The sequence below is a fragment of the Oerskovia paurometabola genome (genome assembly GCF_016907365.1).
GTDB lineage: Bacteria > Actinomycetota > Actinomycetes > Actinomycetales > Cellulomonadaceae > Oerskovia > Oerskovia paurometabola.
Genome location: NZ_JAFBBV010000001.1, coordinates 1,011,088 through 1,027,715, shown reverse-complemented (window position 1 = coordinate 1,027,715; position 16,628 = coordinate 1,011,088). Strand labels below are relative to the sequence as shown.

General features: G+C 73.6%; 18 protein-coding genes. 6 read left to right on the top strand and 12 right to left on the bottom strand.

Features of this window, described 5'->3' with window-relative positions; all coding sequences use genetic code 11:
- Positions 1–19: 19 nt before the first annotated feature.
- Positions 20–1,162, bottom strand: coding sequence for a tryptophan--tRNA ligase (gene trpS / locus JOD48_RS04595; protein ID WP_204807791.1), 1,143 nt, complete (start codon positions 1,160–1,162; stop codon positions 20–22).
- A gap of 186 nt (positions 1,163–1,348) precedes the next feature.
- Here trpS and JOD48_RS04590 point away from each other — a divergent pair, with 186 nt between their 5' ends.
- Positions 1,349–2,218, top strand: a complete 870-nt coding sequence (locus JOD48_RS04590; RefSeq protein ID WP_204807789.1) for an SMP-30/gluconolactonase/LRE family protein — start codon at positions 1,349–1,351, stop codon at positions 2,216–2,218.
- 82 nt (positions 2,219–2,300) lie between these two features.
- Here the strand turns inward: JOD48_RS04590 and JOD48_RS04585 are convergent, their stop codons facing one another.
- Together JOD48_RS04585 and JOD48_RS04580 are read right to left on the bottom strand one after the other, a co-directional pair.
- Entirely contained in the window at positions 2,301–3,158 is an 858-nt protein-coding gene (locus JOD48_RS04585) for a fumarylacetoacetate hydrolase family protein (protein ID WP_204807787.1), read from the bottom strand.
- 41 nt (positions 3,159–3,199) lie between these two features.
- Positions 3,200–4,204 (bottom strand): C-terminal binding protein, encoded by a 1,005-nt coding sequence (locus JOD48_RS04580; RefSeq protein ID WP_191791874.1) that lies wholly within the window; start codon positions 4,202–4,204, stop codon positions 3,200–3,202.
- Positions 4,205–4,295: 91 nt separating this feature from the next.
- On the opposite strand from JOD48_RS04580, the gene JOD48_RS04575 reads away from it, so the two are divergent.
- The 5 genes from JOD48_RS04575 to JOD48_RS04555 all read left to right on the top strand — a co-directional run bounded on the left by JOD48_RS04575 (position 4,296) and on the right by JOD48_RS04555 (position 8,124).
- Positions 4,296–5,063 carry an SDR family NAD(P)-dependent oxidoreductase gene (locus JOD48_RS04575; RefSeq protein WP_191791873.1) on the top strand — a complete coding sequence of 256 codons (768 nt, stop codon included), beginning with the start codon at positions 4,296–4,298 and terminating at the stop codon, positions 5,061–5,063.
- Between the two features lie 42 nt (positions 5,064–5,105).
- Complete coding sequence (locus JOD48_RS04570; RefSeq protein ID WP_204807785.1) at positions 5,106–5,444, top strand: nuclear transport factor 2 family protein; 339 nt, start codon at positions 5,106–5,108, stop codon at positions 5,442–5,444.
- 202 nt (positions 5,445–5,646) lie between these two features.
- A complete protein-coding gene (locus JOD48_RS04565; RefSeq protein ID WP_204807783.1) occupies positions 5,647–6,234 on the top strand; it encodes a hypothetical protein in 588 nt (195 codons plus the stop codon).
- A gap of 7 nt (positions 6,235–6,241) precedes the next feature.
- Positions 6,242–7,462 (top strand): sensor histidine kinase, encoded by a 1,221-nt coding sequence (locus JOD48_RS20065; RefSeq protein ID WP_204807781.1) that lies wholly within the window; start codon positions 6,242–6,244, stop codon positions 7,460–7,462.
- Positions 7,459–8,124, top strand: coding sequence for a response regulator (locus tag JOD48_RS04555; RefSeq protein WP_191791869.1), 666 nt, complete (start codon positions 7,459–7,461; stop codon positions 8,122–8,124). The genes JOD48_RS20065 and JOD48_RS04555 overlap by 4 nt, the downstream gene beginning before the upstream one ends.
- Positions 8,125–8,192: 68 nt before the next feature.
- On the opposite strand, the gene JOD48_RS04550 is transcribed toward JOD48_RS04555, so the two are convergent.
- The 9 genes from JOD48_RS04550 to JOD48_RS04510 all read right to left on the bottom strand — a co-directional run bounded on the left by JOD48_RS04550 (position 8,193) and on the right by JOD48_RS04510 (position 16,546).
- The gene (locus tag JOD48_RS04550) at positions 8,193–9,272 is read right to left on the bottom strand and encodes a fatty acid desaturase family protein (RefSeq protein WP_204807779.1); all 1,080 of its coding nucleotides are present in this window, start codon (positions 9,270–9,272) and stop codon (positions 8,193–8,195) included.
- A gap of 42 nt (positions 9,273–9,314) precedes the next feature.
- Positions 9,315–9,941, bottom strand: coding sequence for a hypothetical protein (locus JOD48_RS04545; RefSeq protein ID WP_191791867.1), 627 nt, complete (start codon positions 9,939–9,941; stop codon positions 9,315–9,317).
- A 131-nt stretch (positions 9,942–10,072) separates the two neighbouring features.
- A complete protein-coding gene (locus JOD48_RS04540; RefSeq protein WP_191791866.1) occupies positions 10,073–10,570 on the bottom strand; it encodes a DUF1269 domain-containing protein in 498 nt (165 codons plus the stop codon).
- 112 nt (positions 10,571–10,682) lie between these two features.
- Positions 10,683–11,471, bottom strand: coding sequence for a cation efflux transmembrane domain-containing protein (locus tag JOD48_RS04535; protein WP_191791899.1), 789 nt, complete (start codon positions 11,469–11,471; stop codon positions 10,683–10,685).
- Positions 11,468–11,800, bottom strand: a complete 333-nt coding sequence (locus tag JOD48_RS04530) for an ArsR/SmtB family transcription factor (RefSeq protein WP_204807777.1) — start codon at positions 11,798–11,800, stop codon at positions 11,468–11,470. The genes JOD48_RS04535 and JOD48_RS04530 overlap by 4 nt, the downstream gene beginning before the upstream one ends.
- A 54-nt stretch (positions 11,801–11,854) precedes the next feature.
- A complete protein-coding gene (locus JOD48_RS04525; RefSeq protein WP_204807775.1) occupies positions 11,855–12,778 on the bottom strand; it encodes an SDR family NAD(P)-dependent oxidoreductase in 924 nt (307 codons plus the stop codon).
- A complete protein-coding gene (locus JOD48_RS04520) occupies positions 12,775–14,100 on the bottom strand; it encodes an enolase C-terminal domain-like protein (protein ID WP_204807770.1) in 1,326 nt (441 codons plus the stop codon). The genes JOD48_RS04525 and JOD48_RS04520 overlap by 4 nt, the downstream gene beginning before the upstream one ends.
- The gene (locus tag JOD48_RS04515; protein WP_204807768.1) at positions 14,097–14,909 is read right to left on the bottom strand and encodes an SDR family NAD(P)-dependent oxidoreductase; all 813 of its coding nucleotides are present in this window, start codon (positions 14,907–14,909) and stop codon (positions 14,097–14,099) included. The genes JOD48_RS04520 and JOD48_RS04515 overlap by 4 nt, the downstream gene beginning before the upstream one ends.
- Positions 14,906–16,546 (bottom strand): hypothetical protein, encoded by a 1,641-nt coding sequence (locus JOD48_RS04510; protein WP_204807766.1) that lies wholly within the window; start codon positions 16,544–16,546, stop codon positions 14,906–14,908. The genes JOD48_RS04515 and JOD48_RS04510 overlap by 4 nt, the downstream gene beginning before the upstream one ends.
- Positions 16,547–16,628 lie beyond the last annotated feature (82 nt).

Here is a 16,628-nt window from a genome sequence, read left to right as displayed (position 1 = left end):
CGTCACCCGGTCAGCCACGTCACCCTCGGCGGTAGACCATGCCCATCAGCTCGCGCACGTCGTCGAGCGTGCGGTCCGCGATCTCGTTGGCCCGTGCGTTGCCGCGCGCGAGGATGTCGAGCACCTCGGGACCGTCGCCCGCCGCGAGCGCCGCCCGCCGAGCCCGTATCGGCCGCAGGTGCTCGACGAGAGCCTCGGTCACGAGGGCCTTGAGCCTTCCCGCCCCCGCGCTGCCGACCTCGTCGGCGATCTCCTCCGGGGCCCGTCCGGTGCACAGCGACGCGATCGTCAGGAGGTTCGCGACCTCGGGTCGGGTCTCGGGCTCGTAGGTGATGGCCCGCTCGGCGTCGGTCTTGGCCCGCTTGACCCACCGGGCCGTCTCGTCCTCGCTCGCCCCGAGCGGCAGCGTGTTCCCGCGGCTCTTGCTCATCTTGGTCCCGTCGGTCCCGAGGATCGTGGGCGAGGGCGCGAGCAGCGCGTCGGGCTCCGGGAAGTACGGGTTCGCGGCGGCGTACCGCTGGTTGAAGCGGCGCGCGACGGTGCGCGTCGTCTCGAGGTGCGGCAGCTGGTCCTGCCCGACGGGCACGAGGTTGGCGTGGCAGAACAGGATGTCGGCGGCCTGGTGCACGGGGTAGGTGAGCATGAGTCCGCTCATGGCCCGCCCGCCGGTCGCTGCGGTCTCGGCCTTGACGGTCGGGTTGCGGTCGAGCTCGGCGACGCTCACGAGGCTCAGGAACGGCAGCAGGAGCTGGTTGAGCGCGGGGACGGCGCTGTGCGTGAAGACCGTGGTCCGGTCCGGGTCGATCCCGGCCGCCAGGTAGTCGAGCAGGATCTCGCGCACGGTCCCGCGCAGGTCTCCGGCTTCGTCGCGGTCGGTGATGACCTGGTAGTCGGCGAGGATCAGGAAGACCTCGACGCCTGCCTGCTGGAGCCGCACGCGGTTGGCGACGGTCCCGAAGTAGTGCCCGATGTGCAGGGCGCCCGTCGGTCGCTCGCCCGTGAGGACGCGGAACTCCGCAGGGTCGGCGGCGATCCGTGCTTCGACCGCGCGGCTGCGGGCGCGGGCCGCGTCGAGGGTCCCGACGGCGGAGCGCGCCTCGGGCGGGCGGGTCCCCTGGGCAGGGGTGGTGGCTGCGGCGGTGGCCGCGCTGGTGAGGGTCATGGTGCTCCTGGAGTCAGGAGCCGCCCTCGTTCGCCGGAGGCGACGGAGGGCCGACCCGGGCTGCACGCAGGGCAGCTCGGGGACACGACTGGTCACGGCTGCGAGGGCAGCCACCACCAGTTGCGCATTGTCATGGGGCCAAGGGTACGCCTCGTGTCACCCGCGGCGGTCCGGGACAATAGCCTCATGCGCGCCGAGAACATCACCGGTCCAGTCGCCCACCACGGCGAGGGGCCCGTGTGGTCCCCGACCTGGGGCGGGCTGCGGTTCGTCGACATGATGGCCGGCGACCTCCTGACCCTCCAGCCCGACGCCACGGTGACCCGCCGCCACGTGGGCGACTACGCGACCATGGTGCGCCCGCGCTCCCAGGGGGGCTACGTCGTCGGGCTGGAGCGGGGGCTCGCGCTCGTGGACGACGAGGCGCCCGACTCCCCCGTGCGTCCCTTCCCCGAGCTGTGGAGCGACCCGACGGTCCGCCTCAACGACGGTTCGACCACCCCGGACGGCGCGTTCTACGCGGGGTCCATGCCGTTCGACGACCGGTCGGGCGCGGGCGCCCTGTTCCGCGTCGAGCCCGACGGCGCCGCGCGCCTCGTGCTGTCGGGCGTCACGTGCTCGAACGGGCTGGGTTTCTCGCCCGACGGGACGCTGGCCTACTACGTGGACACGCTCACGTGCCGGGTCGACGTGTTCGACTACGACGCGGGAGCGCCCGAGCCCCTCGCGAACCGGCGGGTCCTGGTCGAGATCCCGCGCGAGGACGGTCTGCCCGACGGGCTCACGGTCGATGCCGAGGGGGGCGTGTGGGTCGCGCTGTGGGGCGGCAGCGCGGTGCGCCGCTACGCGCCGGACGGGACGCTGACCGCGGTGGTCGAGCTGCCCGCCTCGCACGTCACGGCGTGCACCTTTGGCGGCGAGGACCTCGACGAGCTGTTCATCACGACGTCACGGCTCATGATTCGCGAGCCGTTCGAGCCCGAGCTCGACGCGGGGTCGGTCTTCCGGGTCGTCCCGGGTGTGCGGGGCCTGCCGGTCCTGCCGTTCGCGGGCTGATCCCCGCCGAGATGCTGCTCGTGGTCGCCGCCGTGGTGGGCGGGGCGACCACGAGCAGCATCTCGGCGGGCGCAGGACGGGATCACACGACCGCGTCACGGACCTTCTGCTCGCAGCGTCCCAGGCCCTCGATCTCGACGGCCATGACGTCGCCGTCGACCAGGTAGGGGAAGCGCCCCGAGAGGGCGACGCCCTGCGGCGTCCCGGTGTTGATGACGTCGCCCGGCTCGAGCACCATGTACTGCGACAGGTGCCACACGAGGAAGTCGACGTCGAAGATCATGTCGGCCGTCGAGGAGTCCTGGCGGATCTCCCCGTTGACCCACGAGCGCAGGCGCAGGTTCGAGGCGTCGACCTGGTCGGCCGGGACGAGCGCGGGACCCATCGGGTTGAACGTCTCGCAGCTCTTGCCCTTGGACCACTGGCCGCCCGAGACAGCCATCTGGTAGTCACGCTCGGACACGTCGTTGGACACGGTGTACCCGGCGACGTGCGCGGCCGAGTCCGCGGGGGACGCGAGGTAGCGGGCCTTCTTCCCGATGACGATCGCGAGCTCGACCTCCCAGTCGACCTTCTGCGCGCCCGGGGGGAGCAGGACGTCGTCGTCGGGCCCGACGACGGTGTTGGAGTGCTTCCAGAAGATGATCGGGACGGTCGGCGGCTCGGAGCCGGACTCGGCGGCGTGCGCGGCGTAGTTCATGCCGACGCACACGACGGCCGTGGGGCGGGCGACCGGGGCCCCGACGCGCAGCGCGTCGGCGTCCGCGACGACGGGCAGCTCGCCCGCGTCGAGGGCGGCCCGGGTGCGCGCGATCCCGTCGGCCGCGAGGAACTCGCCGTCGACGTCGCGGGTCAAGGAGTCGAGCGAGTAGGTGGTGCCGTCCGCGGTGCGGACGACGGGACGTTCGTGGCCGGGGAGGCCGAGGCGCATGAGCTGCACGGGGTGCTCCAGGAGGTCGTCTTCAGGGATGAAACAGGACGTCAGCGTGCCAGGGCGCGCGCGTAGCCCGGGTTGACGATCGAGCCGACGGGACGGCCCGCGAGGAACTCGATCGCGTTCTGCGCGGTGTGCACGGGCAGGTCGGCCATGGCCTCGGGCGAGAACCACGCGGCGTGCGGGCTGAGCAGCACCTGGTCGAGCGTGCGCAGGCGCGAGTCGGCGGGCAGCGGCTCGTGCGAGAACACGTCGAGGGCCGCGGCCCCGAGGTGGCCGGCCTCGAGAGCGTCGGCGAGCGCGTCCTCGTCGATCAGCGGGCCGCGGCACGTGTTGACCACGACGGCGCCCGGCTTCATGGTCGCGATCGACGCGGCGTCGAGCAGGTGGCGGGTGGCCTCGCTGAGCGGGGCGTGCAGGCTCAGCACGTCGGCCTCGGCCACGGCCTGCTCACGGGTCACGGGCAGGTAGCCGGCGGCGGCGACGTCGACGTCGGGCACGAAGGGGTCGTGGACCAGGACGCGGTAGCCGAGCGCGGCGCAGCTGCGCGCGACGAGCGACCCGATCCGGCCGTAGCCGATCACGGACACGGTGGTCGCGGACAGGCGCGCGGCCATGGGGCGCGGGGCGGTCGCGGCCCAGACGCCGTCACGCACGGCACGGTCGTAGCCGACGAGCCCGCGGCTGAGGCCGAGGACCATCGCGACGGTGTGGGACGCGACCTCCTCGATGCAGTAGGTCGGGGTGTTGGCGACGGCGATGCCGCGCTCGGTCGCGGCGGCGACGTCGACCATGTCGTAGCCGATGCCCATGCGGCTGACGAAGCGCACGCCCTCGATCTCGTCGAGGACGCGGGCGGTGAGTGGCGCCCACTGGACGACCAGGGCGGACGGGGCGGCACCTGCGGCCGCGGCGTCGCGGACGAGGGCGATGACGTCGTCCTCCGTGCGGGCCGTCCCGCGCACGACACCGAGGCCGGCGGCCGTGACGGTGTCTTCGCACGCGGTGCCCGGGAGGTCGCAGTCGGTGATGACGACGGTGTCGGGGTTCATGAGCCGAAATGCTATAGCATCTAGCAACTGACGGCCAGCGTCCATGGACAGGACGCTTGCGGTACCCGCAATTTGCTATAGCGTTCACGTCATGGCTCGACGACTTGCGCTGATCACGGGCGCCAGCTCCGGGATCGGTTCCGCGACCGCCCTCCAGCTCGCCCGTGACGGATACGACCTCTGGCTCACCTACGCCCACGACGAGCTCGGGGCCCGCACCACCGCGGACCTCGCGACCGAGCTGGGCGCGAGCTGCCACGTCTCGCGCCTCGACCTGCGCGACGTCACGTCCGTCGACAGGCTCGTCACCCAGGTCACCCGACGCTGGGGCAGGCTCCACGTCCTGGTCAACAACGGCGGCATGTGCCCCTACCGCGCGCTCGACGACATCGAGCTCGACGAGTGGGACGCCGTCATGGAGACCAACGCGCGCGGCACCTTCGTCCTCTCGCGGGCCGCGCTCCCCCTCCTGCGGGCGGCCGCCGCCCCCGAGGGCGAGGAGCCGGTCGACCGAAGCATCGTCAACGTCGCCTCGATCGCGGGCCAGCAGGGCGCGCTCAAGACCGGCGTCCACTACGCCGCGAGCAAGGGCGCACTCCTCGCGATCACGCGGAGCTTCGCGCGCCTCCTGGCCGCCGAGGGCATCCGCGCGAACGCGGTCACGCCCGGCCCGGTCACGAGCAACATCACGAACCAGCTCGACGACGCGGGCCGCGAGGCCCTCACGTCCTCGATCCCGCTGGGGAAGTTCGGCACGCCCGACGACGTCGCCTGGGTCATCGCGTCCCTCGCCTCCCCGCGGGCCGGGTTCGTCACGGGCGCCACGTACGACATCAACGGCGGCGTCCGCATCGACTGACCGACCGGCCCGCACGACGCCCCCCACGAGACGAGGACTCCCATGCCGCAGCACCCGACCGCCCACGCCGTGGTCACCGAGCAGGTCGACGCGTTCAACGCGCACGACCTCGAGCGATTCCTCGCGACCTACGCGCAGGACGTCGTGGTCGTCGGCGTGACACCCGAGCCGATCGTCGGCAAGGACGCGCTGCGCGCCTTCTACGGCCCCCGCCTTGCAACGGGCGATGTGCATTGCACAATCGACGCCTCCGTGGCGTACGGTGAGCGATGGGTGGTCGCACGCGAGATCGTGTCGACCTCGAACGGGTCGGGCGAGACCATCGCCACCTTCGAGGTCCAGGACGGCGTCATCACCCGGGCGAGCATGCTCAAGGCCTGACGCCCCCACGGACGCGGAGCCCGGTCGGTCACCCCCCTTGATCGGCCGGGCTTCGCTCTGCCCGGACGCACCCTGCGCAGGCTGCGTCTCCACCTGGCCACGGCCAGGATCTCCACCCAGATCTCCACCCACGGGCCGTGTGCGGCCGAGCACCGACCGGGCAGGCTGACGACGTCGTCCCGCCTCGCCCCAGGAGCCCACCGTGAACTCCGAGAACCTCGAGCCCGCACTGATCGCCGTCGCCGTCCTCTGCTGGCTCGGCTACCGCCAGACGACCTGGCGTGCGGTCTCGGCGCGCATGTGGACGCTCCCCGCGGTCCTGGGAGCGGTCGGGCTGCTGGCGCTCTCGTCCGCGATCACCGTCCGACCGACCGCGCTCGACCTGGTCGTGGTCACGAGCGAGCTCGTGGTCTCGGTCGGCGTCGGCGCCCTGATCGGGATGATGACCTCGTTCCGGGCGATCGACATGGCCGCCGCACCTGCCCCGGGGGTGGCGGCCCGCCGTCGGGCCCGCGCGGTCGCCGCGGGGGCGACGCTCGAGGCCCGCGCCGGCTGGGCGGCGCTGGCACTGTGGATCGCGCTCGTCGTCGCACGCCTCGTGACCGGCATCCTCGCAGGCGCCGCCGGCGCGCACCTCGCGGCCTCGGCCGGCGTGATCCTGCTGCTCCTCGCGGCCAACCGAGCCGCCCGTGTCCTGGTCGTGAGCGCACGGGCAGGGCGCGTCGAACGCGAGCACGGTGCGTCCGCCGCTCGGGGTGCGGGCCTGCGCACTCCCGCGCAGGTCGCATGATGGTCGGGTGAGCACGCCCACCCTCGCCGAGGACATCCCCGTGACGCCCCGTGGTGAGACCACCCTGCGGCAGCAGGTCCTCGCGGCCGACACCGGGCACAGCCGGACCGGGCAGATCCTGAACCTGGCCGGCGCCGCGGTGGTCGCCTACGTGCTCGTGACCCAGCTCGTGCGGCCCCCCGCTCAGCCCCTCCCCTCCCTCGTCCTGTGGCTGGGGCTGGCCGCGGTGACCGCCTGGGTCGTCCGTGTGCTCGTCCCGCTGCGGCGCGTCGGCGTCGTCGCGGCGGCCGAGGTCGTGATGACGGTCTGCGGCGCGCTCGTCGTGGTGCCTACGGGCGGCCTCACGATCGCCCCCGCCTTCGCGGCCGTCGTCATGGCGATCGGCCGACCCGCCCGCCCTCTGGGCTACGGGATCGGGCTCGCCGCGACGGCCGTCGCACTCCAGGGAACGTTCCTGGTCGTCCACGGCGACTTCCCCGCGGTGCTCGTGCTCGGGATGGTCGCGATCTTCGTGCTCGCGGCGACGCTCGGGTTCAGCCGTCGACAGTCGCGCCTCGCGACCGCCGGAGCCCAGCTCCTCGCGGCCGAGCGGCTCGTCGCCGCGCACGACCGCGTCCGCTCCGCAGCCCTCGAGGAGCGCGCCCGGATCGCCCGGGACATCCACGACGTCCTGGCGCACAGCCTGGGGGGTCTCGTCGTCCAGCTCGACGCGATCGAGGCGCTGCTCGAGGTGGGGGACGTGGCCGGAGCGACGTCCCGCGTCTCGGCCGGACGACGGCTGGCCGCGTCGGGCCTGCGGGAGGCGCGTTCCGTCGTCAGCACCCTCGCACCCCTCGCGCGTCCCGAGGACGACCTCGACTCGCTCCTCGCCGATCATCGGGACCTCGGCGGCACGGTGAGCCTGGTCGAGTCGGGCGATCCTCGCACCCTCGACGAGCGCCAGTCGGCCGCGCTCCGCCGGGCGCTGCAGGAGGGGCTCAGCAACGCGCGCAAGCACGCCCCCGGGATGCCGGTCCGGGCGACGATCGTCTGGGACGATGCTCGCGTGCTCCTCACGCTCACCACTCCCCGCGCGCCGGGCCCCCACCCCTCCCTCGCCGGGACGGGGGCCGGTCACGGACTGGCAGGGATGCGCGCCCGCGTCGCCGCCCTCCCGCTCGGCGGTGCCGTCCACGTCGACGACGGCGCCGAGACGTTCACCGTCACGGTCGCCGTGTCCCTGCGATGACCGGCGAACGCATCCGGCTCCTGGTCGTCGACGACCAGGCGATCGTGCGGGACGGCCTGGTGACGGTCCTGTCGCTCGTCCCCGACTTCGAGGTGGTCGGCGAGGCCTCCGACGGCGGGCAGGCCGTGCGGCTCGCCGCGAGCCTGCACCCCGACGTGATCCTCATGGACCTGCGCATGCCGGGGGTCGACGGGGTCGAGGCCACGACCCGGATCCTCGCCGAGCACCCGGCCACCGCCGTCCTCGTCCTGACGACCCATGCCGACGACGAGTCGATCCTCGGCGCGCTGCGTGCCGGGGCCCGCGGCTACCTGACCAAGGACGCCGGACGGGCCGAGGTCGCGCACGCGATCCGCACGGTCGCGCTCGGTCAGACGCTCCTGGCGCCCGCGGTCAGCGAGGTGCTCGTCGGGTCGCTGACCGGGCGTCACGTGGGGACCGTCTCGGCCACACCCGCCCCGCTGCCGCTGTCCCGGCGGTTCCCCGCCCTGACCGCCCGGGAGCGCGAGGTCCTGGAGCTGGTGGGGCAGGGGTTGAGCAACACCGAGATCGCCGAGCGGCTCGTCGTCGGTATGACGACCGTCAAGACCCACATCAACGCGATCTTCGCGAAGCTCGGGGTACGCGACCGGGCGCAGGCGATCACGCTCGTGCGCTCGTAGCACGGTGCGTCCCCGGCGCCCCGCACGATGACGACCCCGGCGTCCGGCAGGCGCGACGAGGAGGCGCACTACCTCCCCAGCGACGCCGCGAGCGGGCACGTGAACGGCTCCTGCGCCCGCAGGCCCACGCGGTTGAGGTACCGCACGACGATCCCGTACGACCGGAACAGCCCCACCTCGGTGTACGGCACCCCCACGTCCTCGCAGTAGGAGTGCACGATCGGTCGCACCTTCCTGAGGTTGGGCCGCGGCATGCTCGGGAAGAGATGGTGCTCGATCTGGTAGTTGAGGCCCCCCATCACCGCATCGACCGCGTACCCGCCGCGCACGTTGCGCGACATGAGGACCTGGCGCCGCAGGAAGTCCAGCGTCAGGTCCGGTGGCACGATCGGCATGCCCTTGTGGTTCGGGGCGAAGGACCCGCCGAGCAGCACCCCGAACACGGCGAGCTGCACCCCCAGGAAGGCCGCGGCCTTCCCCGGAGGCAGGAGCAGCGCGAGCACCCCCACGTACACGGCGAGCCTTCCGAGCACCAGGGGCGCCTCGACCCCACGGTGGGGCACCGATCCCCTGCGCAGCACGGTCCGCACGCTCGCGACGTGCAGGTTCAGGCCTTCGAGAGTCAGCAGGGGGAAGAAGAACCACCCCTGGTGGTGGGCGAACCACGACCGCCACCCCGTCCTCGCCGCCAGGGCCGTAGGGGTGAACGCGATGACGCCGGGCGAGATGTCGGGGTCCTGGCCCTCCTGGTTGGGGGCCGAGTGGTGCTGCTCGTGCTTGGTCCGCCACCAGCCGTAGCTCAGGCCCACGAACCCGCCCGCGAGCACGCGGGCCGTCCAGTCGTTCCAGGCCCTGGACCGGAAGATCTGCCGGTGCGCGCTGTCGTGCCCCAGGAACGCGATCTGCGTCACGACCACGGCCATCGCGGCCGCCAGGACGAGCTGCCACCACGAGTTCCCGACGAACGCGACCGCGACCCAGATCCCCCCGAAGGCCAGCACCGCGAGGACGAGCCGCGTCCAGTAGTACCCGTAGCGGCGGCGGAGCAGGCCCGTCTCCCGGACGAGCCGGGCCAGCGCCGAGTACTCGTTCGTCCCCCGGCGGGCGGCAGGCCGCGCTCCCGGGGGGTCGCTCGGCACGGTGTCCATGGGGTCCTCATCACTCGACGGCCGCTCGACGACCGCTGTCGGTCACTCGAAGCGGATCTGCTCCGCCTCGACGAGGACGGCGGCGGCGCGCCGGTCCTCCTCCTTCTGCAGCTCCGCGATCTCGGCCGCCAGGCGGTCGTGCTCGGCGACGAGGTCCCGGCCGAGGTCACGCAGGGTCTGCGCGATCTCGTGCGCGAGGCCTCCTCTCAGCGCTGCGAGACTCGTGTGCTCGATGAGCAGCCGACGGTCCGAGACCCTCAGCTCGACGTCCTCGAAGCCGGCGTCCGCGAGGCGATGCCGGACCGCGTCTCCCTCGATCACGTCCTGCTCCTCGCGGGTGACCCGCCGGGAGAAGACCGCCGGGACGGTGTACGTGACGGGCTCGTGAGGCGTGCCGATCTCGGGGGGCAGCGCCGTCGCCAGGACGCCGGTCAGCCACAAGGCGTCGGGCGGCCGCGCGGTCTCCCGGTCGGAGGCCGGCGGGTGGTGGGCGACGTGCCCGCGCTCGTGCCCGCCCTCGTTGTCCCAGTCCCGGGTCGCGTCGTCCTCGTCGGCCGGGGCGACCTCCTCGAGAGGGCTCCACGCGGCCGCACCGGGCGGCTCCGCGAGCGCACCCCGTCCCCCGCTGCGGAGGGTTCCAGCCGGTCCGTGCGTGTCGTTTCCGGACATGCTTCGACGCTACGCCCGATCCGGCAGCGCGCCGGGCGCGCCGACGTGCAGGTTGCGTGTGGGTCGGACCCACGACGACGGCCCCGGTCCGCGAAGGACCGGGGCCGTACGTCTCGCGGGTGCGGAGGTTCTCAGACCGCGTCGTCGAAGGCCGCGCGGAGCTTGGCCTCCTCGTCGGCCGACAGGTTCGTCTGGATGAGCTCGCCGTGGATGCCCTGCGCCTTGAGCGAGTCGTGCACCCGGTCCATGACCCCACCGGACGTCATGACGAACAGCGCCGACGTCCCGGGCGTCACCTTGGACCGCACCGAGTCGATGAAGTCGTCGTCGATGCCCACGTCGGTCAGCGACCCCGCGAGCGCCCCGGACGCCGCGCCGATCGCGACGCCGATGAGCGGGATGAAGAAGATGATCCCGAACAGCAGGCCCCAGAACGCGCCGCCCAGCGCGCCGATGCCCGTCGTGTTGTTCGACTGGTGCGTCTTGGGCTTCTTCTTCCCCTCCTCCCACGACACGATCGCCGCGTCCTGCACCTGGATGAGCTCCTGCTTCTGCAGCGCCAGCAGGGCGTCCTCCGCCTGCTGCGCGCCCTCGGGAGTCTCGAACTTCCACACGGTCAGTGTTGCCACCACAGCCTCGTTCCGTCGTCGGTACTCGCAGGACGCCGTCCGGTCCGGGCGGGTCCTCCTCGACCGTAGGTCGGGTCGTCCGGGGCCGCCATCGGAGCCGGCTCAGCCGGGCTCAGTCGGCGCAGCAGGTGCAGCCGTCCGCGGCGGTCGCTGCGCCGTCCGGGCGAGCGGCCGTGCCCGACGGCGCAGCCTCCCCGCTCTGGTGGCGTGCACCCGGCGCGTGGTGCGCCGCGGCGACATCGGTGTGCAGGCCGGCGACCGGCGAGCAGCACGCGTCCCCGCGCCAGGCCTCGACGCCCTCCTTGATCGCGACGGCGGCGATGACGAGGGCCGCGATCGGGTCGGCCCACGTCCAGCCCAGGGTCGAGCTGAGCAGCAGGCCCACGAGCAGCACCGCGGACAGGTAGGTGCACAGCAGCGTCTGGCGCGAGTCCGCGACGGCCGAGGCCGAGCCCAGCTCACGGCCCGTGCGACGCTCGAACCAGGACAGGAACGGCATGATCGCGAGGCTCACGGCCGCGAGCACGATCCCGACGGTCGAGTGGTCGGGCTCGGAGGCTCCCAGCAGGGTGCGCACCGCGTCGACGCTCACGAAGACCGCGAGACCGAAGAACGACACCGCGATGAGGCGCATCGCGGTCCGCTCGCGGCGGTGCGGGTCGGGGGCCGCGAACTGCCACGCCACGGCTGCGGCGGACAGCACCTCGACCACCGAGTCGAGGCCGAACCCGACGAGCGCGGCCGATGACGCGATGCGCCCGGCGGTGATCGCGACGACCGCCTCGACCACGTTGTAGGCGATCGTCGCCGAGACGATCCAGCGCACGCGGCGCTCGAGGAGGGCCCTGCGGGCGGGGGCGAGGCCTGCGGGCGGCCGAGGACCGATCGACACCGAGGTCATGAGCACGTGCACCCGTCGGGCGAGCAGCACGTCGGGTCGACCGTGACCACGAGGCGGAGCAGGTCGTCGAGGGCGGGCGCGAGGTGGCTGTCGGCCAGGCGGTACCAGGTGCGGCGACCGTCGGGGATCGCCTCGACGAGCCCGCAGCCGCGCAGGCACGCGAGCTGGTTGGACATGACCTGGCGGGAGACGCCGAGCGCGTCTGCGAGGTCCGAGGGGTAGGCGGGCGCCTCGCGCAGCGTGAGCAGGATGCGCGCGCGGGTCTCGTCGGACAGCGCGTGCCCGAGGCGCGCGAGCGCTGCCGTGTGCGTGAGGGTGACGGTCTCCATGCGTCGGACAGTACACGGGATCCTGAATCCAGAAAAGCGTGTACTCAGCCGGTCTCAGTCGAGCCCGTACCGCGCGTCGAGCCCGGCGTCGTGCGGCAGCGTCCCGAACGACGCGGTCCACGCGCCGTCGGCCGCGATCGACTGACCGGAGACGTACGACGACTCGTCCGAGAGCAGGAACGCGACCACGGCCGCGATCTCGGCCGACTCGGCGATGCGGCCGAGCGGCGGGCCCTCGGCGAGCCCGCGCTCCTCCGCCTCGGGGTCGACGGCGTTCGCGATCTGCGCGTCGAGGTGCGGCGTGCGGACCCCGCCCGGCGCGACCGTGTTGGCCCGGATGCCGTACCGCCCGTACGTGACGGCGACGCTGCGTGCGAGGGCGTCGATCCCGCCCTTGGTCAGCTCGTAGGCCGCGTGGTCGACGAACGAGGACCGCCCGTGGATCGACCCGACGTTCACGATCGACCCGCCGCTCACCTGGTCGGTGAACGCCTCGACCGCGGCGGCGGCCCCCCAGAGGTAGCCCAGGCCGTTGATCTCGACGATGTCTCGTGCCGTGCGCTCGATCTCCGCGGCGCGCGCGGGGTCGCCGAGCGCGTGCAGCGGCGTGGTCCGGGTGATACCCGCGTTGTTGACCCAGCCCGCGAGCGGCGCGAGGGCCCGGGCGACGCGCGCGGCCTCGCGATGCGACTCACGGTCGCGCGAGTCGGCGAGCACGACGGCCGCGCAGACGCCCTCCTCGACGGTCCCCGAGCCGGCGCTCCGTTCGAGCCCGACGACGGTCCAGCCGTCCGCGGTCAGCCGCGCCGCGATGGCACGGCCGATGCCCTTGCCGCTCCCGGTCACCACGACGCTGCGGGTCGCGGCTGGTCCTGGCACGGAGGCTTGTCCGGTCGGGTTCTGGGCGGACACCGGTCCTCGCTCGTCGTCGTGCCCGACGACGGAGCCCGCCCGGGGCGTGCTGGTCGGGTCGGTCATCGGTCCTCCTGGTCGCCGAGCATGCGGTTGTCGTCGGTCGAGCATGCGGTTGGCGTCGTCCCGGGGCCCGTTTCGGACGCCAACCGCATGCTCGGCAGCGAGGGGGCGGGCTCGAACGTGAAGTACGTGGGCGAGAGGGTGAAGCCCAGGCCGGGGACCTCGGGCGGCAGCGCCGTGCCGGCCGAGAACTCGGGGCCGCCCTCGACGAGCAGCGGCGCCGGGTCGTAGGGGTTGCCCTGCGGCGAGCGCTCGAACGTCTCGACCCCGATCCCCTGGGCGCCACCGAGGTGCACGCTGACCTCGGGGTACACGTGGCTCGACGTCACGAGCCCCGCGTCCTGCCACGACCGGACCAGGGGGTCGGCCGCCGTGAGGCCGCCGATCCCGACCACGTCCACGCGCGCCACGTCGAGCGCACCGAGCGCAGCGAGCCGCGCGAAGACCTCGGGGTCCGTGACCTCGTCGCCGATCGCGAGCGGCAGTCCCGTGACCTCACGGATGCGCGCGGCGCCGTCGGCGTCCTCGGGCAGCACGGGGTCCTCGAGCCAGGCGAGCGCAGGCGCTCCCGCCCCTGCGGGACCGCCGATCCCCCACGCGTCCAGGTCGGCGAGCGCGTCGTCCGCGTCGCGCCAGCCGAAGCCCACGTCCACGACGACACCGCTGCGACCGGCCTCGGTCTCACGGCCCGTCACCCCGGGCAGCTCGGCGCGAAGGATCGCAAGCAGGTCGCGCATGAGGTCGCGGTCGGGGGATCGGGAGATCTTGAGCAGCGGCCAGCCGGCGCGGGCACGGTCGAGCACCTCGTCGGCGACGGCGCGGGCCGTACGTCCCGGGGTCGGGTAGGCCGCGACGAGGATCGCCGGGCGGGCCGAGGGCGCGACCGGGCCGGACTCCAGGAGGCGCCACACCGGGACGCCCGCGACCTTGCCCGCGACGTCCCACAGCGCGACGTCGACCAGACCGATCGCCCGGCGGACCAGGCCCACGCGCCCCACGATCGCCGAGCCGCGCAGCGCGGCGTCCCACGCCGCGCGCACCCCTGCGGCCGGGTCGTCGACCGGGAGGTCGCGGCCCACGACGTGCGGTGCGACGAGGCGCTCGACGATCTCGGCCATGGGCGCCTCGCGCGTCAGGGCGTACGAGACGCCCGTGACCTCGGTGCCGTCCGGCAGCACCGCTCGGACCTGGACGCCCACGTACTCGCGGCGCGTGACCGTCATGGCCCCGAGCTGCAGGGGCTGCGGCAGGGCGACCACGGTCGTCGACGTGCGGACCTCGGTGATGCGCGCGAGCCCGCCCGGGCTCGTTGCTCGGCTCGTCATTCCGGCTTCTTCGCGAGCGGGACGCCGTAGTCGACGATGAACCCGCCGTCGACGTAGAGGGTCTGGCCGATCACGTACTGCGACTGGTCGGACACGAGCCAGCTCACGGCGTTCGCGATCTCCGAGGCGTCGGCGAGGCGGCCCGCAGGGATGCGCGCGAGGATCGTCTCCTCCTTGAGCGTCCCGGCCGCGACGCCCTGGCGGAAGACGCCCGTGTCGATGTACCCGGGCGCGACCGCGTTGACCCGCACCCCGCGCGCGGCCCACTCGGCCCCCGCGGTCGAGGTCAGGCCGATCACGGCCGCCTTGGTCGTCGAGTACGGGGCCCTGCCCGCGGAGCCGCGCGCCGAGACCGACGAGATGTTGACGATCGCGCCGCGGCCCGCGGCGAGCATGTGCCGCGCCGCAGCCTGGAGGCAGGTGAAGACGCCGTGCAGGTTGACGTCGACCACGGCCTTCCACTCGTCCCAGCTCAGGTCCTCGATGCCGCGGTGACGCTGGATCCCGGCGTTGTTGACCAGGACGTCGATGCTGCCCGTCGCGGCGGCGACCGCGTCGAACGCCGCCCCCACGGCCGCGTGGTCCGTGACGTCGAGGGGCATCCAGACCAGGCTCGGCTCGGCGGGCAGGGCCGCGAGGTCGAGCGCGGGCAGGTCGTGCTGGACGACGTCCGCGCACACCACGCGGTGGCCGTCGGCCGCGAGCCGCTCGGCGATCTGTCGGCCGATGCCCGCGGCGCCGCCCGTGACGATCGCGGTGCGGAGCGGGTTGCCCGCGGGCGTGCCGGTCGGGGTGGTCGTGGTGCTCACTGGTCCTCCGTGGAAGTCTGCGCGGGTGCCGGCGTCGCCGCCGTCAGGGTGTCGATGAGGTGGTTCGCGTGCTGCTCGAGCCGTGCGAGCGAGCCGGGCGCGAGCGGCGACTGCCACGCCTGGTAGGCGCCCCGCACGTACGCCTGGTCGGTCGGCAGGTACACGAAGCCGGGGCCGTTGGTCAGGTTCGCGACCACGACCGGACGGTCGCCCGCGTGCTCGCGGACAGTGCGCTGGAAGCGCGAGTAGGCCTCGCCCGGGTGCGCGACGAGGAACCCGTCCCCGATCTGCCACACCCACGTGGGGTGCTGGACGGTCGGGCCGGTCACGTAGCCGTCGCGCAGGTTGCGCGCGCGTCGCAGCCGCTCGTCGCGGCTGCGCGGGTCGATGTCGGCCCACTCGGCCTCCATCTGCGCGAGGCTCGGCAGGTCCCGCAGCTCCAGCACGACGACGTCGCTCACCGCGCGCAGCACGCGTGAGCCCTCGACGGGGCGCGGCTCCCACACGCCCAGCGGCGCTCCGGACTGCACGACGCGCGTGAGCTCGAGAGCCGTGCCGGGCGGCGGCAGCTCGGCGAGCGCCGCGAGGACCGCGTGCCCCAGCGAGGTGCCGTGCCGGTCGGCGACCGCCACGTCCCCCGTGTACTGCTCGCGCGGGGCCAGCTCGCCCGAGGCGCCCTGGAAGAACGCGACGGGGGCCCCGGTCGACTCCTCGACGAGGTCGCGCATCGCGCCCACGTAGTCCGGGGAGACCAGGGTGTTCTGCCACGCGAGCGTCGTGGGGTGGCACGCATAGTTGACGATGGTCGCGAGAGGCGTCGTGGTCGGCAGGGGCTCTCCGGTGGGCCCGGGCTCGATCCGGCTGAGGCGGCCGATCACGACGGTGTCGTCGACGGCGGCCCGCGGAACCGTCGGGTTGAAGCCGATCACGGGGAGCCCGAAGTCCTCGGTCACGTCCACCGGGGCGCCGGGACCGGCGGACGCCGTGGCACCGGACGCGTCGGGTGCCGTGACGACGGGTTCGCCGTGCGACCCGCCCGCGCCGAGGATCAGCTCGCGGTCGGCCGCGAGCGAGCAGCGCCCGGTCGTCCACTCGAGCGTCGCGGGGGCGAGCGAGGCGACGGCCTCGCGGCCCGCGTCGACGGCCTGCGCCGCGAGGTGCTCGAGGTAGGCGGGGACGAGCTCGCCACCTTCGAGGTCGGCGTCGTGGCTGCACAGCACCGGGCCCGCGTGCGTGTGGGACAACGAGACGAGCAGCCGCTCGGGCGGCAGGCCGAGGCCCGCGAGGACCGCGTCCCGGACGCCGCGCTCGTCGTCGACGCGGCGCCACCACGTGGCGTCCACGGTGATCATCACGAGCGGGTCGGCGTGGGGAACATCGGGGTGCTCAGGGGGAGCAGGGGGCTCGGGGTGAGCGGCGCCGTCGGGCGTGGGGCGCGACGACGCGCTGCCGGGCGTCTCCTGCCCGAGGGCGATCGCGGTGAGGGTCATCGCGCGGTGCGTGCCCTGCGAGGCGTTCCAGTCGGCGGGCCCCCAGTTGCGGGCGCGGATGCCCACGGGCGGCGTGACGTCTCGGCGGGCGACGCCCGCCAGTCCGCGGAAACCAGGCACCTTCACCTGGTCGTGCAGGGACACCATGGATCCTCCTCGAGCCTGTGCGTCAACCCTCGAATGCTATAGCATGTAGGGAGGGGGCAAGCCGTCCGGTGGCCCTTCGCCT

Coding starts and splice junctions, on each gene's coding strand:
- JOD48_RS04525 (WP_204807775.1), bottom strand. CDS start 12,778: ATGACCGACCCGACCAGCACGCCCCGGGCGGGCTCCGTCGTCGGGCAC.
- JOD48_RS04575 (WP_191791873.1), top strand. CDS start 4,296: ATGGCTCGACGACTTGCGCTGATCACGGGCGCCAGCTCCGGGATCGGT.
- trpS (WP_204807791.1), bottom strand. CDS start 1,162: ATGACCCTCACCAGCGCGGCCACCGCCGCAGCCACCACCCCTGCCCAG.
- JOD48_RS04580 (WP_191791874.1), bottom strand. CDS start 4,204: ATGAACCCCGACACCGTCGTCATCACCGACTGCGACCTCCCGGGCACC.
- JOD48_RS04535 (WP_191791899.1), bottom strand. CDS start 11,471: ATGACCTCGGTGTCGATCGGTCCTCGGCCGCCCGCAGGCCTCGCCCCC.
- JOD48_RS04520 (WP_204807770.1), bottom strand. CDS start 14,100: ATGACGAGCCGAGCAACGAGCCCGGGCGGGCTCGCGCGCATCACCGAG.
- JOD48_RS04570 (WP_204807785.1), top strand. CDS start 5,106: ATGCCGCAGCACCCGACCGCCCACGCCGTGGTCACCGAGCAGGTCGAC.
- JOD48_RS04510 (WP_204807766.1), bottom strand. CDS start 16,546: ATGGTGTCCCTGCACGACCAGGTGAAGGTGCCTGGTTTCCGCGGACTG.
- JOD48_RS04550 (WP_204807779.1), bottom strand. CDS start 9,272: ATGGACACCGTGCCGAGCGACCCCCCGGGAGCGCGGCCTGCCGCCCGC.
- JOD48_RS04590 (WP_204807789.1), top strand. CDS start 1,349: ATGCGCGCCGAGAACATCACCGGTCCAGTCGCCCACCACGGCGAGGGG.
- JOD48_RS04530 (WP_204807777.1), bottom strand. CDS start 11,800: ATGGAGACCGTCACCCTCACGCACACGGCAGCGCTCGCGCGCCTCGGG.
- JOD48_RS04545 (WP_191791867.1), bottom strand. CDS start 9,941: ATGTCCGGAAACGACACGCACGGACCGGCTGGAACCCTCCGCAGCGGG.
- JOD48_RS04555 (WP_191791869.1), top strand. CDS start 7,459: ATGACCGGCGAACGCATCCGGCTCCTGGTCGTCGACGACCAGGCGATC.